The sequence below is a fragment of the Mesorhizobium sp. WSM3862 genome (assembly GCF_002294985.1).
In the GTDB taxonomy this organism is placed as follows: domain Bacteria; phylum Pseudomonadota; class Alphaproteobacteria; order Rhizobiales; family Rhizobiaceae; genus Mesorhizobium.
The window spans coordinates 175,662-194,716 of the sequence record NZ_NSGE01000009.1; the positions used below are offsets into that span (position 1 = coordinate 175,662).

A 19,055-nucleotide genomic window follows, 5' to 3' on the forward strand; every position below is an offset into this window, starting at 1 on the left:
CTCCCGCTCCGCCCGTGGATGACGAAGAGAGAGGCACCTAAGCCGCCTTCTTCCACCCATCCCTGACATGCCTATACCCATCGCGATAAACCGCCTCCGGGCTCTCCGCAAAATCCCGCCAAACCTTGGTCGCCGCAGCCAGGTCCTTCAGCGACCGCCCGAAGGATTCGATGGTCAGCCAGTCGTCATAGCCGCTCTTGCGGATCGCGGCGAAGGTTTCCTTCCAGGGAATATTACCCCGCCCCGGCACGCCGCGGTCGTTTTCCGAGATGTGGATGTGGACGACGTTCCGGCGATTGCGCGTATAGGCGCCGATCGGATCGACCTCCTCGATATTGGCGTGAAAGGTGTCGAACATCGCCTTGATGTGCGGGCGGTCGATCGCGTCGACATGCTCGGAAAGGTCGTCCATCGTGTTGACCAGATAGCATTCGAAGCGGTTCAGCGCTTCGAGCCCGATGGTGACGTCCCTCTTGCCGGCATGATCGCCAATGGCCCGCTGCGAGGCGACCGAGCGCTTCTTCTCGGCCGCTGTCGGCCCGCTGCCGGAAAAGGCGCCCAGCGTGGAATGCAGCGGCCCGCTCAGCCTGTCCGCGCCGAGCGCCGCGCTGCAGTCGATCGCCCATTTCATGTAATCGATGCCGGCCTTGCGCGTCGCGGTATCCGCAGAGATCAGGTTCATCGCCGGGTCGCCCATCGCCGAGACCGCGGTGCGCTCCAGTCCGATACGATCGAGCATCTCGCCGAGCTTCTTGTAGTCATCCGGTTCGCCCGCGAAGACCGGTATCTCGACGCCGTCGAAGCCGGTTGCCTTGATGTCCTTCAGCAGCGCCTCGTGCTTTTTCGAGACGCTCGTCGTCCACAAGAACATGCACATGCCGATTTTCATCGACACCCCTCCTCTGCGGCCAACCACTTGCGCTAGCGGGTCACAATCCCCCTCATCCGGCCCGTGCCGTCGCCGAGCCCGCCTTTATAGCCTCGTCCACGCCCCGTTCTTCTTCGACGACTTCACGCACGCCTCTATGAAGGCCATGCCTTCGACGCCGTCCGCGATCGTCGGGAAGGCGACATCCTTGGCAAGCTTGGCGCCCTTTTTGCGCGCCGCGCGGATGGCGCGGGCCGCCTCCTGGTAGATATTGGCAAAACCTTCGAGATAGCCCTCCGGATGGCCGGAGGGCACGCGGCTGACGCGCGCCGCTACCGGCATCGCGCCGGCGCCCGCCCGGGTCAGCAACTGCTTCGGCTGGCCGAAGGGCGTGTACCAAAGATAGTTCGGGTCGGCCTGGACCCATTCGAGCCCGCCCTTCGAGCCGTAGATCCGCAGCTTCAGCCCGTTCTCGTGGCCGGGCGCCACCTGGCTCGCCCAGATCATGCCCTTGGCCGGATGCTTGTTGCCAACCGGCTTGAAGCGCAACAGCACATTGACATTGTCGTCGAGCTGGCGTCCCGGCACGAAGGCGTCGAGGTCGGCCGAAAGGGAATCGAGCTCCAGCCCCGAGACGAAGCGGGCGAGGTTGTAGGCGTGCGTGCCAATGTCGCCGAGCGCGCCGCCGGCGCCGGCCTGCTTGGGGTCGGAGCGCCATGAGGCCTGCTTCTGACCGGTCGCGGCTAGGTCTTCGGTCAGCCAGTCCTGCGGATATTCCGACTGCACGATGCGGATGTCGCCGAGCATACCCTTGGCCACCATCTCGCGCGCCTGCCGCACCATCGGATAGGCTGTGTAGTTGTGGGTGAGCACGAACACCTTTCCAGCCTTCTCGACCAGCGCGGCAAGCTTCTTCGCCTCGGCGAGCGAGCTCGCGAGCGGCTTGTCGCAAATGACGTGGATACCCGCCTCCAGGAAGGCTTTGGCCGCCGGCACATGCACATTGTTGGGCGTGACGATCGCCACTGCCTCGATGCCGTCCGGGCGTTTGGCTTCGGCCTTGGCCATCTCGGCATAGGAGCCGTAGCTGCGTGACGGATCGAGCCCGAGTTCTTCGGCCGAGGCCTTCGCGCGCGCCGGGTCCGACGACAGCGCGCCGGCCACCAGCACGAAGTCGTTGTCCATGCGCGCCGCAATCCGGTGCACCGCGCCGATGAAAGCGCCCTGCCCGCCGCCGACCATGCCGTAGCGGATCGGGCCGCCTCCCGTTTCCGATTTCGATGCGCCGACCATGCTTTCGTTCTCCCTCATGTTGGTTAGCTCCCCCTTGAGGGGAGGTCGATCCGCACAGCGGATCGGGTGGGGTCGCCGGGCGTGGATCTCGGCATGAACCGACCCAGCCCGGCCCTTTGGGCCACTCTCCCCTCGAGGGGAGGATAAAGGTGCTAAATCCCCATCATCGCGCGCAGCAGCTTCTTGTCGCTGGTGCCGCCGGCGAAATCATCAAAGGCCCTTTCGGTGACCCGGATGATATGATGCTGGATGAAGGGTGCGCCTTCGGCCGCGCCGTCCTCGGGATGCTTGAGGCAGCATTCCCATTCCAGCACCGCCCAGGAATCGTAGTTGTACTGGGTGAGCTTGGAGAAGATGCCGCTGAAATCGACCTGCCCGTCGCCGAGGGAGCGGAAACGCCCGGCACGGTTCACCCAGCCCTGATAGCCCGAATAGACGCCTTGCCGCCCCGTCGGGTTGAACTCGGCATCCTTGACGTGGAAGGCCTTGATCCGCTCGTGGTAGATGTCGATGAACTCGAGATAGTCGAGCTGCTGCAAAAGGAAGTGCGACGGGTCGTAATTGATGTTGCAGCGCTTGTGGCCGCCGACCGCGTCGAGGAACATCTCGAAGGTCGCGCCGTCGAACACGTCCTCGCCTGGATGGATCTCGTAGCCGATATCGACGCCGTTCTCATCATAGACGTCGAGGATCGGCTTCCAGCGCTTGCCAAGCTCGGCAAACGCCTCCTCGATCAGCCCAGGCGGCCGCTGTGGCCACGGATAGAGGTACGGGAAGGCGAGCGCGCCGCTGAAGCTTACCGACGCCTTGAGGCCGAGATTCTTCGATGCCCTGGCGCCGAATTCCATCTGCTCGACCGCCCATTTCTGCCGGGCCTTCGGATTGTTGTGCACCTCCGGCGGCGCAAACCCGTCGAACTGCGCGTCGTAAGCTGGATGCACCGCGACCAACTGCCCCTGCAGGTGCGTCGACAGCTCGGTAATCTCGACGCCGGCTTCAGTGCAGATGCCCTTCACCTCGTCGCAATAGTTTTTCGATGACGCCGCCTTTTTCAGGTCGAACAGGCGTCCGTCCCAGGTCGGGATCTGTACGCCTTTGTAGCCGAGCCCGGCCGCCCATTTGGTGATCGAAGCCAGCGAATTGAACGGCGCGGCGTCGCCCGCGAACTGCGCCAGAAACAGGCCGGGCCCCTTCATCGTCGTCGGCATCGGCATCCTCCCTCTCTCGTTTTCATGGACCAAGCATAGCGCCGATTGAAGCGAGGGCTAGCCTCTTCGACCGTTCGTCTCGGCGCCGACAAGCAGCGGCATTCTGGTATTACCAAATACGGCTGTTTGGTCAAGCGGCCAGAAACAGTTGGAATGCGATCCGCACGATTGCCGAAAGGCAGCTTAATCTATTCAAATCAAAGCATTGACTGATAAATTGAGCCCAATAGGCGGTCTCCTTGCCGTGCCTGTGAATTTGCTGTAGAGGTTCTGTCAGGCCCAATTGGTCGAACCAGTTTCGAGAAAAAACACTGGAACGCCGTGGGGAGGAGATCATGCGACGGGCTCGGTGGAGAACGCCGCGAAAAACGTGACAGGCGAATTCTGGGAAGGATAGACCATGCACCTTTCGACGCACAACTGGATGCGGGCGGAGCCGCTGGAGGTGACGCTGAAGCGCATCAAGAAGTTCGGCTATGAGTCGATCGAGATTTCCGGCGAGCCCGAGCAGTACAAGACCAAGGAAACGCGCGCGCTCCTGAAGGAGCACGGCATACGTTGCTGGGGTTCGGTGACGCTGATGCTGGGCGAACGCAACCTTGCCGCCAAGAACCAGGGCCAGCGCGAGCGATCGGTGCAATATGTCAAGGACGTGCTGACCATGGTGAGCGAGCTTGACGGCGAGATCATCACGCTGGTTCCCGCCACCGTCGGCAAGGTGGTGCCCGACGGCACCGAGGCGGAAGAGTGGGGCTGGGTGGTGGACGCCACGCGCGAATGCTTCGCGCATGCCAAGAAGGTCGGCGTCAAGATCGCCGTCGAGCCGCTCAACCGTTTCGAGACCTACCTCTTCAATCGTGGTGCGCAGGCGCTCGCGCTCGCGGATGCGGTGAGCCCGGAATGCGGCGTCTGCCTCGACGCCTACCACATCCATATGGAGGAATTTAACGTCTACGACGCCATCCGCCAGGTCGGCAAGCGCCTCTACGACTTCCATGTCGCCGACAACAACCGCTTCGCCGCGGGTCTTGGCCAGATCGACTGGCCGAGGATCGTCGGCACGCTGAAGGAGATCGGCTATGACGGCGCGCTGACCAACGAGTTCGTCGCCCCGGTCGACCGCACGCCGGCCGCCCCTTATCCGGAGATGGTGGAGCGCAACCCGGTCGACATCTCGCCCGAGCAGCTCAAATTCATCCAGGATCACGGCTCCAGCGTGCTCACCGAGAAGTTCTACACCGATCAGATGCGCATCACCGCCGAAACGCTGCTGCCGCTGATCAAGTAGAGGGTCCGATTTGAGCTTAGCCCTACCGTCCTGGCCGGGCGGCGGGTCCGGGGATCAAGATGCGTATAAAAAGCGTCCAGGCCTGGTGGGTTCGCATACCGATCGAAGTCGCAAAGCAGCATCGCAGCGACTTCGGTCAGGTGACGACGTTCGACGCCGCCATCCTGCGCGTCGAGACCGACGACGGCCTGGTCGGCTGGGGCGAGGGCAAGAACGCCGCCGGCAGCGCCGGCAGCTACGGCGCGCTGGTCCACATGCTGAATCACGAAATTGCGCCGCAGCTCATCGGCCGCGATCCGGCCGATATCGGTATCATCTGGGAGATGCTCTACAACGGCGTGCGACACCACACGGCGGCCCATGCCGGCCATGCCATGCCCCAGCTGGCGCGGCGCGGCATGAGCGTGGCGGCGATCAGCGCCGTCGACATCGCGCTTTGGGACATCCTCGGCAAGTCACTGGGGCAGCCGGTCTGGCGGCTGCTCGGCGGCCGCAAGGTCGAGCGCATGCAGGCCTATGCCTCGGGCGGCTGGGCGCCAGCCGATACCATCGGCGACCAGCTCAAATCCTATATCGCCAAAGGCGGTTTCAAGGCGCTGAAGATGCGCATCGGCGCCATGGACGGCGCGCCGCATATCTCGGCCGCGCGCGTCCGCGCCGCCAGGGAAGCGATCGGTCCCGATGTCGAACTTATGGTGGACGCGCACGGCACCTACACCGTCGCCGAGGCCAAGCGCTTCATCAGCCTCACCGCCGATCTCGATCTGGCCTGGTTCGAGGAGCCGGTGATCGCCGACGACAAGTCCGGTATGGCCGAGGTGCGCGCGTCCGGTTCGACCCCGATCGCCACCGGCGAGAGCGAGGCGACGCGCTACGCCTTCCGCGATCTGGCCGTGTTGAAATCGGCCGACATCTTCCAGCCTGATCCCGCCTTCTGCGGCGGCATCAGCGAGGCGATGAAGATCGGCACCATCGCCAGCGCCTTTAACCTGCGCTTCGCGCCGCATCTGTGGGCCGGCGCGCCCTGCTTCTTCGCCGGACTGCATGTCTGCGCGGCTTCCCCCGCGACCTTCATCGTCGAGTATTCGCTGGGCGCCAATCCGATGATCCACGATCTCGTCGAGGAGACTGTCGAAGCAACGGACGGTATGATAGCGATCCCTGAAAAGCCCGGATTGGGTTTCACCGTTTCGGAGCGATTCCTGGAGGCGCACGCGCTACGCATTTGACGATGAAAGAAAAGAACCTTCTTGCGGAACTCGCCGCCTATCTGTTCTCCAACTCGGACAAGGAGTCGGGCCGCACGCCGTCGGAGCGCGAGCTGGCGGAGCATTTCGCCGTCAGCCGCGGCCAGATCCGCGAGGCGCTTGCCATCCTCGAAGCGATGCGCATCGTCGAGCGCCGCGCCAAGTCCGGCATCTATATCGATACCAAGCAGGCGAGCGTGGAAGCGTTAGCGCTTTTCGCCCGCGCGGGCCTGCCGCTCGATCCGGTGCAGATCTACGAGACCGTCGAGCTGCGCAAGATCCACGAGATCAAGGCGGCCGAGCTTGCCTGCTCACGCGCCACCGAGGAGAATTTCGAGCGGCTGCGCGAGATCCTGAAGGCTTCCGAGGAGCGCATCGCCGCCGGCGAAGGCCTCGCCAAGGAAGACCGCGAGTTCCACCTCGAGATCGTGCGAGCGACCAAGAACGGCGTCTTCCACAACATCTGCAGCGTCTACTACCTGATGGGCGAGCAGCGCCTGCCGATCTATTTCAACGATCTGGAGCGCAGCATGCGCTCGCATGCCGAACACATCCAGATCTACGAGGCGCTGTTGCGCCGCGACGGCAACCTCGCCCAGGCGCTGATGAGTGCGCACCTGCAAGGGGCCGAGAGCTACTGGAAGGGGATCATCGAAGGTCGCTGGACCGAGCCGAAGAGCGCGGCGCTCGAAAGGGCTTGAGCTTCATGCGCAAGATCCTGTCGACGCACCCGCTCCATCCGCGCGCGACAAGCATGCTGGCGGGAGCCGGCCGGCTGGTCGTCGCGTCCGCGCTCGATGCAAAAACACTGGCTGTCGAGGCGAACGACGCCGACATCGTCATCGTCCGAGCGCCGCTGCCGCCGGAGCTGTTCGCAGGCGCGTCCCTGCTGCGCGCTGCGATCCGCCATGGCGCGGGGCTGGACATGATCCCGGTCGAGGCGGCCACCGCCGCCGGCGTCCTAGTGGCGAACGTGCCGGCCGTCAATGCCCGCTCGGTGGCCGAACATGTAATGTTCACGGCGCTCGCGCTGCTCAGGCGCTTCCGCATGATGGATCGCGACCTGCGCGCCAAGGGCTGGCTCGCCGGGCGCGAGCACGCCAATTCGACCAGCGAGCTCGCCGGCAAGACGATCGGCATTGTCGGCCTCGGCGCCGTCGGCCAGGCCGTCGGCCACATCGCCGCGCACGGCTTCGACCTCAAGGTCGTGGCGACGACGCGCAGCCTGCGCCCGGCGCCCGAGCGCGTCGGTTTCCTGTCGATAGACGCGCTGGTCGAGCAGAGCGACATCATCGTGCTCTGCTGCCCGCTGACCGAGGAGACGCGCGGCCTGATCAGCCGCGAGCGCATCGCCCGCATGAAGCCCAATGCGCTGTTGATCAATGTCTCGCGCGGGCCGGTGGTCGATGACGAGGCGCTGATTGAAGCGCTGCGAAAAGGCCGTATCGGCGGTGCGGCGCTCGACGTCTTTGCGACCCAGCCGCTGCCGCCGAGCCATCCCTATTTCAGCTTCGACAACGTCATCATCACTCCGCATATGGCCGGCATCACCGAGGAATCGATGATGCGCATGGGCGTCGGCGCTGCGAACGAGGCCTTGCTGGTGCTTGCCGACAAGCTGCCGGTCAACCTGCGGAACCCGGAAGTGATCGAGCGTTACCGCCGGCGCTTTCCGGCCGACTGATTGCGCCGCAGCCACCACCTCAACCGCTCAGCAAAGCCTCCACCGCGGCAGCAATTCCGAGCAGACGTCGGTCGTGCCCATGCCTCGCCACCAGCATCAGCCCAGCCGGCAGCTTCGTGCCCGGCATCGGCAGCGAGATCGCACAGAGATCGAACTGGTTGGGGACCTGCGTGTTGCGCAGGAGCAAGCCTTCCGTCCTGTCGCGTAGCGCTTCGTCGCCGGCCATCGCCGCGATCGACGGCGCGACCATCGGCACGGTCGGCAGAGCAAGCGCGTCGACCGCTTGCAGCCGTTCCGTCATGGCCGCGACCAGTTCCGCCCGGCGACGGATTGTCCTGATATAGGCGGAAGCGGGAACCGTCAGCGCGCGCGACAAAGGCCCGCTGACATGTGGGTCCACGGGCACCGAGGCGCCGGTCGCCAGCCAGTCGGCATGCACCTCCGCACCCTCCATCGACGCGATCGAGGCGCGCACGGTCGCCGCGCGCATCCCGCCGATAAGGTCATCGATCGACAGATCGGCGACGCGTGCGCCTGCCCGCTCCATTTGGCCGGTGCAGGCCTCAAAGGCCGCGGCGACCTCGGCTAGCGTGTCGTCGAACAGCCGGCCGCGCGGAACGCCGATGCGCAGACCGGCGAGCGGGATCGGCTGGAGGGGAACCGGCTCCTCCCCCGCCATGATCGCGTCGGCAACCGCGCAATCAGCGACGCTGCGGGCGAGCGGACCGATCGAATCCAGTGTCGCCGACAAGGGAAACGCGCCGTCCAAGGACACGCGCCGGGCCGTCGGCTTGAAGCCGACGACGCCGTTGAGCGAGGCCGGGATGCGCACCGAGCCGCCCGTGTCCGAGCCGATCGAGATCTGGCTGCTGCCTTCGCCTACCGCAACGCCGGCGCCGGATGAAGAACCGCCCGGGATCAGGCTGGCATCCGCCGCATTGCCCGGTGTGCCGTAGTGCAGGTTGTCGCCGATCGCGGTGAAGGCGAATTCGGTCATGTTGGTCTTGCCGAGGATCACCGCGCCCGCCTGGCGCAGCCGGCGTACGATCGCCGCGTCCTGCGCGGCGGGCTGAGCACCGGCGAGCATCAGCGAGCCTGCCCGGGTCGGCTCGCCGGCGACATCGAACAGATCCTTGATCGACACGACCACGCCATCGAGCGGCCCGAGGCAGACGCCGGCTCTTTGCCGCGCGTCGGCTGCATCCGCTGCGGCGAGCGCCGCTTGGGTATATAGCTTGACGTAGACCTTTTCGTCAGCCGCGCGATTGGCAAGACGTGACAGGATCATTTCGAGACGGTCGCGCACGGATTGCATGTCGATGTCGGACTCCGCAAGGATGCAACGTCTTTTAAGGCAGCCGATTTGGCTAGCGGATGGATAACCCGGCAAGGGTGCCTTTGCACCTGCCAGCGATAGGAAAGAGACTGATGCTGTACAAAGGCAGTTGCCACTGCGGCAAGGTGGCTTTCGAGGTCGCAGGCGAGCTCGGCGGCGCCGTGCGCTGCAACTGCTCGATCTGCGCGCGCAAGGGAGCGCTGCTTTGGGCCGTGCCGCACGCCAGCATGCGCCTGGTTGCCTGGGCCGACGACCTCGGCAAATATACCTTCGGCAAGGGCTTGATCGCGCATCGCTTCTGCCGGACTTGCGGCATCCATCCCTTCGCCGAGGATGTCAGGCAAGGCAGCGAGCGCAGCGCCTACATCAACATCAATTGCCTCGACGGCATCGATCACGCCGCCATCGAGGTATTCGAGTTCGACGGCCGCTCGGCTTAGTCCAGACTGCATCGCTCTGCCGACAAGCCGGCCGTACCGGCTGGCTTGTCGGCCCAAGGTTAATCAACCTGTTTCGGCCCGACGGCGAAAGTCACCAGCGCCGCGAGCAGCGTTGCCATGGCACCGTAGCCGAATGCGCTGGCGACGCCGGCATGGTCGACCAGCAGGCCGCCGAAGACTGCGCCCAGCGCGATCGCCACCTGGAACGTCGCGACCATCAGGCCGCCGGCGCTCTCGGCCTGGTCGGGAGCGGCGCGCACCAGCCAAGTCTGCAGCCCGACCGGCACCGCGCCGAAGGCAAAGCCCCATGCTGCAACTGCGATCGCTGCAATCACCGGTGAAGCGCCGATGGTGAGCATGGCAAGCGCCGACAGCGCGATCAGCAGCGGCGCCAATCCGACCGCAAGCTTCAGATTGCGCTCGGCCAGGAAGGCGCCGGCGAAATTGCCGAAGAAGCCGCCGATGCCATAGGCGAGCAGCACCAGCGAGATGGTCTCGATCGGCATGACCGGCACCGTCTCCAGGAATGGCCGCACATAGGTGAAGCCGGCAAACTGTCCCGAGGCGACGAGCAGCACGACCAGCAGGGCGATGCGGATCGTCCGCCGCTTCAGTACCTCGATCAGCGTGCGAAAGCTCGCCACGGCCGTCGGCGGCAGGCTGGGGATGGTGGCAAGCTGTACGAGCAGCGTCAGCGCGCCGACGACCGCCGCGATCATGAAGGCCGTGCGCCAGCCCCAGATGTCGCCGACATAGGCGCCGACCGGCGCCGCGGTGACGGTCGCCACCGATACGCCGGTCAGGATGATCGACATGGCGCGCGGCATCAGCCGCATCGGCACCAGCCGCATCGCCATGGCGGCCGACATCGACCAGAAGCCGCCCAGCGCGACGCCCAGGACCACGCGGGCCAGAAGCAGCATCGTGAGCGAGGAGGCGAAGGCGGCAAGCAGGTTGGAGACGATCAGAAGCACGGTGAGCAGCCACATGACCAGCCTGCGGTCCAGCCGCTTGGTGACGATGGCCATCGTGGGTGCTGCGATCGCGCCGACGACGGCCGTCGCCGTCACGGCCTGGCCGGCGGCGCCTTCGCTGACGCCGAGATCCTGCGCCAGCCGCGTCAGCAGGCTGGCGGGCAGAAATTCGGCTGTCACCAAGCCAAACACGCCGAGCGCCAGCGAGACCACCGCGCCCCATACAGGCTCGCTTCGCTCCTCGGCTTCGGTTCTATCGAGAACGGCGGCATCGATGACGCCTGTGGCGGGTTCGGTCATGGGAAAATCTCCGATCTGTTTTGCGGCGCCACTTGAGACCGCCAGTTCGGGATCCACCCGTTACACGCCCGGCGCGCGACGCTGCAGTGCAACATAGGGAGTGACCGGCTGGAGTTTCCATGCTAGAAACGCCGGAATGAATTACAATTCGTCCAAAACCACATTCCCGGCCTCCGGCGATCCGCTGACCGACATGCTGCGCGGATTGCGGCTCGACGGCGTCGACTATGGCCGCTGCGTGCTGGGCGAACCGTGGGCCGTTTCCTTCCCCGCGCAGAAGGCGGCGCGGTTCCATTTCATCGGCCAGCAGGGCTGCTGGCTATTCTCGCCGGCCAAGGAATGGATCGAGCTCTCGGTCGGCGACGCGCTCTTGATCCCGCGTGGCGGCGAGCATGTGCTGGCGAGCGCGCCGGGCGTTCCGCCCGTGCCGATCGGCCGCTACACGATCGAGCCGGTCTGCGAGAACATCTATGACGTCTCCAACGGCTGCGACGGCTGCAAGACCTTGCTGTTTTGCGGCAGCATGCATTTCAATCTCGACGGCTCGCATCCGCTGCTCGACATGATGCCCGACCTGATGCAAGCGCATAAGCTGATGGCGAACGCCCCGGGCATCCAGCATCTGCTCGATGCGATGGCCGGCGAGGTGACGATGGACCGGGTCGGCTCCGGCGGCATTCTCGCCCGCTTGGCTGACGTGCTCGCCGCCACAATCATCCGCTCCTGGGTAGAGAACGGCTGCGGCGACGCGACCGGATGGATCGCCGCGGTCCGCAATCCCGACGTCGGCAAGGTGCTCGCCGCTATTCATCTGCAGCCCGACCGCGATTGGACGGTGGCGGCCCTGGCCCGATTGATGGGCGCGTCTCGCTCCGCCTTCGCGCAGCGCTTCGCCACCGTGGTCGGCGAGACGCCGGCCAAATATGTGCTGCGCGTGCGCATGCATCAGGCACGGCAATGGCTCGCCCGCGACGGGCTGCGGGTGTCTGTCGTGGCGGCGAAACTGGCCTACGATTCGGAAGCTTCCTTCAGCCGCGCCTTCAAGCGGGTGATGGGTGTCGCGCCGAGCCATCTGCGCAACGGCGGCGGCGGCGAGCCATTCTGACAGGGCGTTCAGGTCGCTGCCACGCTGGAGGAATTGCCAAGTCTTTTGGACGACGCGTCATTCTTCACCGACAGGGATTGCCTAAGCTGACCGCAGGAGGAACCGCTCATGGCTAACCAACTCGCAGCGCTTGCGCTCGCCGCGCTCACCATCTCTCCTGGACAGGCATTCGGCCTTGAAGACAGCTATCTGACGGCCGACAAGATCCCTTATGTCGTCGAAGCGCCGGACCAGCCGCAGCGCCTCGGCCCGCTATGGGGCTCGCGAGCCGAGGGCGCGGCCGGCACGCTGCTCAAATTTCCCGGCAACTGGCGCGCGCCGGTCCACGCGCACACCGCCGACTATCGCGCCGTGGTCATCAAGGGGCTCTGGGCGCATTGGCAGATCCAAGGCGGCGAGGCGACCAAGGTCGAGCTGCCGCCGGGCTCCTACTGGACTCAGAAAGCCAACGAGATGCATGACGATGCCTGCCTGTCCGACACCGAATGCGTGATCCTGCTGATCAACGACACGCCCTACGAGACCTATCTGCCGAAGTAAGTGCAGGCCGATAGCAATCGGCCGGTCCGCCCGCTATCCGGCGTGCCGCAAGCTGACGCCGCTGCCCTTATCGAACAGCACCACCTTGTCCGCGTTCCAGGCAAAGCGGACCGGCTGTTCGATCTCGACACTGGTCCTCGCCGGCACCGTGGCGCGCAGCATCGTGTCGCCGACCCTCAGCGTCACAATCTTTTCGACGCCGTGGTTCTCGACATCGTGGACGCGGGCCTCGACCGGCGCGCCGCCTTCCAGGTAGACGTCCTCCGGACGGATGCCGAAGACGAGCGGGCGACCGTCGGTCGCGCCCCCCATCTTTAGCCCCCAAGAAGCCCTGGCCCCCCCGCCAACCGGCAATTCGAAACTCATCGGCGCCATCACCGCGCGGTCGTCGACCAGCGTGCCGTCGATGAGGTTCATCGGCGGCGAGCCGACGAAGCTTGCGACATAGGTATCGCGCGGATTGTTGTAGATCTCCTGCGGCGTGCCGGTCTGAACGATGCGGCCATGGTTCAGCACGCCGACCTTGTCGCCCATCGACATCGCTTCGATCTGGTCGTGGGTGACGAACAGGAAGGTGGCACCGAGCTGCATCTGCAGGTTCTTCAATTCCGTGCGCAGCGCCTCGCGTAGCTTGGCGTCGAGCGCCGACAGCGGCTCGTCCATCAGGAACACGCGTGGTTTGCGCACGATCGCGCGGCCGATCGAGACTCGCTGCATCTCGCCACCGGAGAGCCGGTCGGTCTTGCGGTCGAGCAGGTGCTCGATGCGCAGCGTGCGGGCGGCGCGCGCGACGCGGTCCTTGATCTCGGCATCCGGCAGCCGGCGGATCTTTGGCTTCAGCGGAAACTCGAGATTCTGCCGCACCGTGTAGCGCGGATAGAGCGAATATTGCTGCAGCACCAAGGCCACGTCGCGCTCGGCCGCGCTCCAGTCGGCGACGTCGACGCCGTCGATGAAGACCTGGCCCTCGGTCGGTTTCTCGAGGCCGGCGATCATCCGGAGCGTCGTCGTCTTGCCGGCGCCGGTTTCGCCCAAAAGCACGAAGAACTCGCCATCGGCGATATCGAGGTTGAGACCCGTCAGCGCGGTATGGCCGCCGAACTTCTTGGTGATGTTCTTCAGTTCGATATGGGCCATTACAGCCTTACTCCCAGCGACTTGCCGCTTGCCGTGTCGAAGAAATGCGCCTGCTCGGGGTCGATGCGGGCATGAACCTTCTCGCCCGGACCCGACACGTAGCCGGCCTTGGTGCGGGCGCGCAGCATCTTGGAGCCGACCTTGAGGTCGACAATGTCGAAGGAGCCGAGCGGCTCGATAATTTGCGCTTCGACCGGCACGTAGCCAGGAGCGGCATCATGCCGGACGAGCACGCCTTCCGGACGGATGCCGAGCGTCAAGCCACCATTGGAATGCCCGTTGAGCCTGGAGAGGAGCTCGCGCGGGAACTCGAAACCCGTCGGCGCACCGCCGACGGTGACGGAGGCGGCGCCGGCCTGATCGGTGACGCTCGCCTCGGCGATGTTCATCACCGGGCTGCCGACGAATTGCGCCACGAACAGGTTTGCCGGATGCGAGTAGACCTCGTCCGGCGTGCCGACCTGCTGGATGAAGCCCTCGTGCATGATGACGATGCGGTCGGCCAGACTCATCGCCTCGATCTGGTCGTGGGTGACATAAATCGTGGTCGATCCCTGCTTGATGTGCAGCCGCTTGATCTCGGCCCGCATTTCTTCGCGCAGCTTGGCGTCCAGCGCGCCGATCGGCTCATCCATCAGCATCGCCTTCGGCCGCCGCACCAGCGCGCGGCCGATCGCCACGCGTTGCATGTCGCCGCCCGAAAGCGCAGACGGCCGCTTGTCGAGCAGGTCGGTGATCCGCAACACCCTTGCGATTTCGCGCACCGAGGTGTCGACTTCACTGCTGCTCATCCGCGTGGCCCGCAACGGAAAGGCGATGTTCTCGAACACCGTCATATGCGGATAGAGCGAGAAGGACTGGAACACCATGGCGATGTCGCGGTCTGCAGCTTTCAGATGCTGCACCGCCTGGCCGTCGATCAGGATGTCGCCCTTATCGATCGTCTCGAGCCCGGCAATCGCGCGCAACGTCGTCGTCTTGCCGCAGCCCGACTGTCCAAGCAGCACGATGAACTCGTTGTCGGCGATGGCGAGGTTCAGATTATGGATGACCTGGACCGCACCAAAGAATTTCTCGATGCCGCGAAGTTCGATCTGCGTCACTGCCCGGCCCCCTCATGCGTCACGGCGCCGGTTTCCTCTCTCTGCTCCGGTGCGATTTTCGACGTGATGTTGAAGCCGATCAGCCCGATCAGGATGATCGTCACCCCATAGGAATGCAGGCTGAGGCTCCATGGCTGGCAGAGCGCGACGATGCCGAGCACCATGAGGATCTGCGATGCCGGCAAAAGGTACTTCTCGTTGACGGCGCGAAAACTCATTTGCGGATCGCTCCGAAAGTCACGCCGCGAAGCAGGTGGTTGCGCAGCAGGAAGGTGAAGATCGCAACCGGCAGCAGGAACAGAAACGTGCCCGCCGCGATCGTGGTCCAGTCCGGCAGGCCGGAGCCGATCTGCGATGGGATGAAGGGCGGCGCCGTCTGGGCGCGCCGGTTGGTCATGATCAGCGCGAAAGCGTACTCGTTCCAGGCGGTGATGAAGCAGAACACGGCGGTGGCGGCGATGCCGGTTGCGGCCTCGGGCAGAACGATCTTGAAGAAGGCCTGCATGCGCGTATAGCCGTCGACAAGTGCTGCCTCCTCATACTCTTTCGGGATCTCATCCATGAAGCCCTTCATCAGCCAGACCGAGAAGGACAGGTTGAAGGCGACGTAGAGGATGATCAGGCCGATATGGGAGTCGTTGAGGCCAACTGCCCGGTACATCAGGAACATCGGGATGGCGACGACCACCGGCGGCAGCATGCGCGTCGAGAGGATGAAGAACAAAAGGTCCGCCTCGCCGGCGATCTTGAAGCGCGAGAAGCCGTAGGCGGTGAACGTTCCCATGCCGACGGCGAGAACGGTGCTGACCACCGCCACGATCAGGCTGTTCATGAAGCGGTTGGGATATTGCGAAAGCTGCACGTCCTTGCCGACCTTCAGCACTCGCTCGCCGCCGTCGTAGATGCGCTTTTCCCACCAGGGCGCGGCTTCGTAGACTTGCGGGTCGACGGTCTTCTGCATCTGCACGCGCTTGGTGAAGAGCCGCACGAACGGCGTCACCTCGGGCTCGAACAGCACGGTTGGCGGCACGCTGACGGCAAGTTCCTTCGGCTTGAACGCCGTCGAGGCGATCCAGTAGATCGGAGCGAGGAAGACCAGCGTGGCGATCAGCACCGCGGCGATGGCGACACGGTTGAGCGCGACCTCGGAAGAAGTGCGGACGGCGGCCATCTCAGCGCTCCTTCACCTTGTTCAGATACTTCACGTAGAGGTTGGTGATGGCCAGCACCATGATGAGCACGATGTAGGCGAGTGCGCAGGATTTGCCGGTGTCCCACTGCTGGAAGGCCTGCTTGTAGAGCCGGATCGCGATCAGCTCGGCGGTCGGCTGAGTCGTCATCGTGTAGGCGATGTCGAAGGTCTTGAAGGCTTCCATGGTGCGGAAGATCAGCGCGATCAAAAGGATCGGCGAGACCAGCGGCAACGTGATGCGGGTGAAGGTGTACCACCAGCTGGCGCGGTCGATCGCGGCGGCTTCGTAGAGGTGCTGCGGCACCGCCGACAGGCCGGCGAGCGACAGCAGCATGACGAAGGGCGACCACATCCAGATGTCGGTGATCGCGACGGCGTAGAGCGCGCTGTCGGGATTGGACAGCCAGGCGAAGTCGCCGAGGCCGAAGACGTAGTTGATCGGTCCCCAGGACGGGCTGTAGAGCAGCTGCCAGAACAGGCCGACGACCGCCGCCGACATCATCATCGGCAGCAACAGCAAGGTCGTGATCAGGCCCTTCATCGGAAAGCTGCGGTTGAGCAGAAGCGCGAGGCCGAAGCCTACGATCATCTGCCCGGCCACCGACACGATCACATATTTCGCGGTGATGACGAAGTTCGACCAGATGTGACCGTCGCTGAGCAGCTCGCGGTAATTCTGCAGGCCGACGAACTGCCAGGGCTCGCTGCGGTTCGCGGCGAAGTTGGTGAAGGAATAGCCGAGCGAATAGATCAGGGGAAAAATGTTGAAGACGATGAGGAAAACCAGCGTCGGGATGATGAACATGTTGCGGATGGTCAGATCCGACCAGCCTCGCGCGGCGGCCCTGGATGCTGGATCAAGATTGGTAAGGGCTACCGAAGCCAACGGTCGTTCTCCCTGAAAACAGGAATGCCGGAGGGGAAACCCTCCTCCGGCATTCTGACTGTGACGCCTACTTGTAGCGGTTGTATTTGGTGAACGTCGCCTTCCAGTCGGCGGCGGTCTTGTCGAGCGCTTCCTGGGCGGTGCCCTTGCCGCCGACCACGAACGGATAGATGTTCTGGTTCAGCTGATCGAGCACTTCGGCATATTCAGGCGTTGCCCAGAAGTCCTTGACCATGAACATCGTGTCGTAGAAGGCCTTGTTATACGGCGTAGCGTTCTGGAAGGCCTCCGACTTAAGCACGGCCTGGCTGCAGGTATAGCCGCCGAGCTCGGCCCACTTCTTCTGGGTCTCGTCCTTAATGAACCACTCAAGGAATTTCATCGCCTCGTCCTTGTTCTTCGAGTACGAGACGACGGAGATGCCCTGGCCGCCGAGAGCGGCGAAGCGCTTGCCGTCCGGACCGGCCGGGTTGGCGAAGAAGCCGGTCACGTCGGCATAGGGGTTGGTGGCTTTGTTCACCAGCGGCGGGAAGAAGGCGAAGAAGTTCATGCTCATCGCGGCGAGCCCGCCAGTGATGGCTTGGTTGTCCTCCACGAAGAACGTCTTGCCCCAGCCGGGAGGCGTGAACTTGTAGAGTTCCTTGTACATTTCGAGGCCGGCGACGGCCTCCTTGGAATTGGTGATGCCGTCGACCTTGTAGGTCGCGTAGTCGCCGAGATCGCCGCCATAGCTGAAGATCGCGCTTTCGACGCCCATCGCCATCGCGTCATACGAGTTGTCGGTGTAGATCGCGACGCCGTAGCGCTTCTGGTCCGGACGATGGAAGAACTCGGCGATGTCGCGCAGCTGCGCATAGGTCTTCGGAACATCGAGGTCGTAGCCGTACTTCGCCTTGAAGGCTTCCTTCTCCTTCGGGTCCTCGAACCAGTCCTTGCGGTAAGACCAGCCGATCGCATCGCCTTCCAGCGGGATCGCCCAGTACTTGCCGGAACCGCCCGGGTACTCGGCATAATATTTGATGGTGGCGGGCGCCATCACATCGCCAAGCTTATGCTTGTTGAAGAAGTCGGTCAGATCCACATAGTGGCCCTGCGTCGAGCCGGCGCCCAGCCATTGCGAGTCGCCGACCACCATGTCGTAGGCGTCGCCATGCGCGTTGAACTCGGTGAAGGCCTTGGTCTGGAAATCAGGCCACGGCGTGGTCTGCACCGTGACTTTCACGCCCGTCTCGGCCGTGTAGTCGTTGACGAGTTCCTGCAGATAGTTCGCCGGATCCCATTCCGCCCAGAAGATGGTGAGTTCCTTGTCTTGCGCGCGGACGGATGTCCCGCAGGCAAGCGCCAGCCCGATACCAGCGATCACGCTGGTCACTATCTTGCGCATAGTTTTCCTCCCTTGTGCGCCTTCTACCTTGTCATGCGGGCCGGCATAGCGGTCGGCCCTGGCAGTTCCTCCCGTGACGGCATTTTCCGGTTTCGGGGCCTCCTCGCCCGACCGGAAAAATCGATCGCAACCTTCACCCTCGCTCCGCTTTACGCGTCCTGATCTGGTATTACCAATTCAAGAGGGACGTCAAGTTCTTTCTTGTGTAGTCCAAAACGGCTCCACGAGCCGCTCAAAGCGATATCCCTCTGTTTTCTATAATTTTTCATACTCCTTGATATGCGGAGACCTTGTCTTCAGCGGTGTATTGCAGTCATTGTTGTTGACATCCTCTCCAATCTGGTCGAACCAGATTCAGGACATGTCTATTTTGGCTGATGCCGAACCTCCAGTCGCCTTCGCTCCTGATTCCGCCACCGCCGCGCGCACCAGCGCGCCCGCCGCCCACTCGGCGACCGCCATCATGTCACGGCTGTCCAGCCCCCACATATCCTTCAGCACGATCAGCACCTCGACACCGAACATCATCGACAGCGCCTGGGCAAGACGCTTGAACTGGCGCGGCTTGAGCTGACCCTTGAGCGGAGCGATCGCGTCCTTCAGGAGGTCGATCCGATGGCCGCGCTTGAAAGCCGGTTCGGCGCCTAGCGTGCCAGCCTGCCGTCTCGCCCACTGGTCGAGCGAAAGCTTGAGCGCCGCCTTGAACGTCGCCTCGAAAGCCTCGATGCGCGGCATGGCGGAGGCGAAGAGTTCGGCAACCCGCTGTTCCGGATCTTTCGAATTCGATTTCCAGGTCAGGATCGGTCCGAGCCCCTCGTCGACGACCGCCTGCACCAGCGCGGCCTGGCTCGGAAAGTAGCGATAGGCGGTCGCGCGCGACACTTCCGCAGCCTCTGCAACCTCGCTGACCGAAGGCGTCGCGCCGGATTGCATCAGCCGCGTCGCCGTTTCCAGCATCAGCCGCCTGGTGCGGGCGCGGGCCCCCTTCCCGGCTCTCAGCTGCTCGGCGTCATCGGAAGCGGCTTGTTGACGTGAGACATCCATATCAATACGATACGCGCGTCTCAAAA

At 64.1% G+C, this 19,055-nt stretch carries 19 protein-coding genes; 7 read left to right on the forward strand and 12 right to left on the reverse strand.

What is annotated here, in order from left to right; all coding sequences use genetic code 11:
- Positions 1-37 precede the first annotated feature (37 nt).
- The 3 genes from CK224_RS24840 to CK224_RS24850 all read right to left on the reverse strand — a co-directional run bounded on the left by CK224_RS24840 (position 38) and on the right by CK224_RS24850 (position 3,369).
- Positions 38-889: a sugar phosphate isomerase/epimerase gene (locus CK224_RS24840; protein WP_095783564.1), complete on the reverse strand. Its 852-nt coding sequence runs from the start codon at positions 887-889 to the stop codon at positions 38-40.
- A gap of 84 nt (positions 890-973) precedes the next feature.
- Positions 974-2,161 carry a Gfo/Idh/MocA family oxidoreductase gene (locus tag CK224_RS24845; RefSeq protein ID WP_095783565.1) on the reverse strand — a complete coding sequence of 396 codons (1,188 nt, stop codon included), beginning with the start codon at positions 2,159-2,161 and terminating at the stop codon, positions 974-976.
- A 152-nt stretch (positions 2,162-2,313) separates the two neighbouring features.
- Complete coding sequence (locus CK224_RS24850; protein ID WP_095783607.1) at positions 2,314-3,369, reverse strand: sugar phosphate isomerase/epimerase; 1,056 nt, start codon at positions 3,367-3,369, stop codon at positions 2,314-2,316.
- Between the two features lie 400 nt (positions 3,370-3,769).
- Between CK224_RS24850 and CK224_RS24855 the strand changes: the two genes are divergently transcribed.
- From CK224_RS24855 to CK224_RS24870, 4 genes are read left to right on the forward strand one after another with little or no spacing between them, the layout of a single operon-like run.
- Positions 3,770-4,657 (forward strand): sugar phosphate isomerase/epimerase, encoded by an 888-nt coding sequence (locus tag CK224_RS24855; protein WP_095783566.1) that lies wholly within the window; start codon positions 3,770-3,772, stop codon positions 4,655-4,657.
- 59 nt (positions 4,658-4,716) lie between these two features.
- Positions 4,717-5,886: a mandelate racemase/muconate lactonizing enzyme family protein gene (locus tag CK224_RS24860; RefSeq protein ID WP_095783567.1), complete on the forward strand. Its 1,170-nt coding sequence runs from the start codon at positions 4,717-4,719 to the stop codon at positions 5,884-5,886.
- 2 nt (positions 5,887-5,888) lie between these two features.
- Entirely contained in the window at positions 5,889-6,605 is a 717-nt protein-coding gene (locus CK224_RS24865) for a FadR/GntR family transcriptional regulator (protein WP_067318961.1), read from the forward strand.
- A gap of 5 nt (positions 6,606-6,610) precedes the next feature.
- Positions 6,611-7,588 carry a hydroxyacid dehydrogenase gene (locus tag CK224_RS24870; RefSeq protein ID WP_095783608.1) on the forward strand — a complete coding sequence of 326 codons (978 nt, stop codon included), beginning with the start codon at positions 6,611-6,613 and terminating at the stop codon, positions 7,586-7,588.
- Positions 7,589-7,607: 19 nt separating this feature from the next.
- Here the strand turns inward: CK224_RS24870 and CK224_RS24875 are convergent, their stop codons facing one another.
- Entirely contained in the window at positions 7,608-8,903 is a 1,296-nt protein-coding gene (locus CK224_RS24875; RefSeq protein WP_095783568.1) for an amidase, read from the reverse strand.
- 113 nt (positions 8,904-9,016) lie between these two features.
- On the opposite strand from CK224_RS24875, the gene CK224_RS24880 reads away from it, so the two are divergent.
- Positions 9,017-9,364: a GFA family protein gene (locus CK224_RS24880; protein WP_095783569.1), complete on the forward strand. Its 348-nt coding sequence runs from the start codon at positions 9,017-9,019 to the stop codon at positions 9,362-9,364.
- A gap of 59 nt (positions 9,365-9,423) precedes the next feature.
- On the opposite strand, the gene CK224_RS24885 is transcribed toward CK224_RS24880, so the two are convergent.
- Positions 9,424-10,638, reverse strand: a complete 1,215-nt coding sequence (locus CK224_RS24885) for an MFS transporter (RefSeq protein ID WP_095783570.1) — start codon at positions 10,636-10,638, stop codon at positions 9,424-9,426.
- Positions 10,639-10,774: 136 nt separating this feature from the next.
- On the opposite strand from CK224_RS24885, the gene CK224_RS24890 reads away from it, so the two are divergent.
- Positions 10,775-11,743 (forward strand): AraC family transcriptional regulator, encoded by a 969-nt coding sequence (locus tag CK224_RS24890; protein ID WP_095783571.1) that lies wholly within the window; start codon positions 10,775-10,777, stop codon positions 11,741-11,743.
- Positions 11,744-11,851: 108 nt separating this feature from the next.
- Positions 11,852-12,283 (forward strand): DUF4437 domain-containing protein, encoded by a 432-nt coding sequence (locus CK224_RS24895; protein ID WP_095783572.1) that lies wholly within the window; start codon positions 11,852-11,854, stop codon positions 12,281-12,283.
- A gap of 33 nt (positions 12,284-12,316) precedes the next feature.
- On the opposite strand, the gene CK224_RS24900 is transcribed toward CK224_RS24895, so the two are convergent.
- The 7 genes from CK224_RS24900 to CK224_RS24930 all read right to left on the reverse strand — a co-directional run bounded on the left by CK224_RS24900 (position 12,317) and on the right by CK224_RS24930 (position 19,029).
- Positions 12,317-13,420, reverse strand: coding sequence for an ABC transporter ATP-binding protein (locus tag CK224_RS24900; protein ID WP_095783573.1), 1,104 nt, complete (start codon positions 13,418-13,420; stop codon positions 12,317-12,319).
- Positions 13,420-14,523, reverse strand: coding sequence for an ABC transporter ATP-binding protein (locus CK224_RS24905; protein WP_095783574.1), 1,104 nt, complete (start codon positions 14,521-14,523; stop codon positions 13,420-13,422). The genes CK224_RS24900 and CK224_RS24905 overlap by 1 nt, the downstream gene beginning before the upstream one ends.
- The gene (locus CK224_RS24910; protein ID WP_066989971.1) at positions 14,520-14,741 is read right to left on the reverse strand and encodes a hypothetical protein; all 222 of its coding nucleotides are present in this window, start codon (positions 14,739-14,741) and stop codon (positions 14,520-14,522) included. Before CK224_RS24910 ends, CK224_RS24905 begins: the two co-directional genes overlap by 4 nt.
- Positions 14,738-15,694 (reverse strand): carbohydrate ABC transporter permease, encoded by a 957-nt coding sequence (locus tag CK224_RS24915; protein ID WP_095783575.1) that lies wholly within the window; start codon positions 15,692-15,694, stop codon positions 14,738-14,740. The genes CK224_RS24910 and CK224_RS24915 overlap by 4 nt, the downstream gene beginning before the upstream one ends.
- A gap of 1 nt (position 15,695) precedes the next feature.
- A complete protein-coding gene (locus CK224_RS24920; protein WP_066989977.1) occupies positions 15,696-16,601 on the reverse strand; it encodes a sugar ABC transporter permease in 906 nt (301 codons plus the stop codon).
- Between the two features lie 67 nt (positions 16,602-16,668).
- Positions 16,669-17,985 carry an extracellular solute-binding protein gene (locus CK224_RS24925; protein WP_066989980.1) on the reverse strand — a complete coding sequence of 439 codons (1,317 nt, stop codon included), beginning with the start codon at positions 17,983-17,985 and terminating at the stop codon, positions 16,669-16,671.
- 354 nt (positions 17,986-18,339) lie between these two features.
- Positions 18,340-19,029, reverse strand: a complete 690-nt coding sequence (locus CK224_RS24930; RefSeq protein WP_095783576.1) for a TetR/AcrR family transcriptional regulator — start codon at positions 19,027-19,029, stop codon at positions 18,340-18,342.
- Positions 19,030-19,055 lie beyond the last annotated feature (26 nt).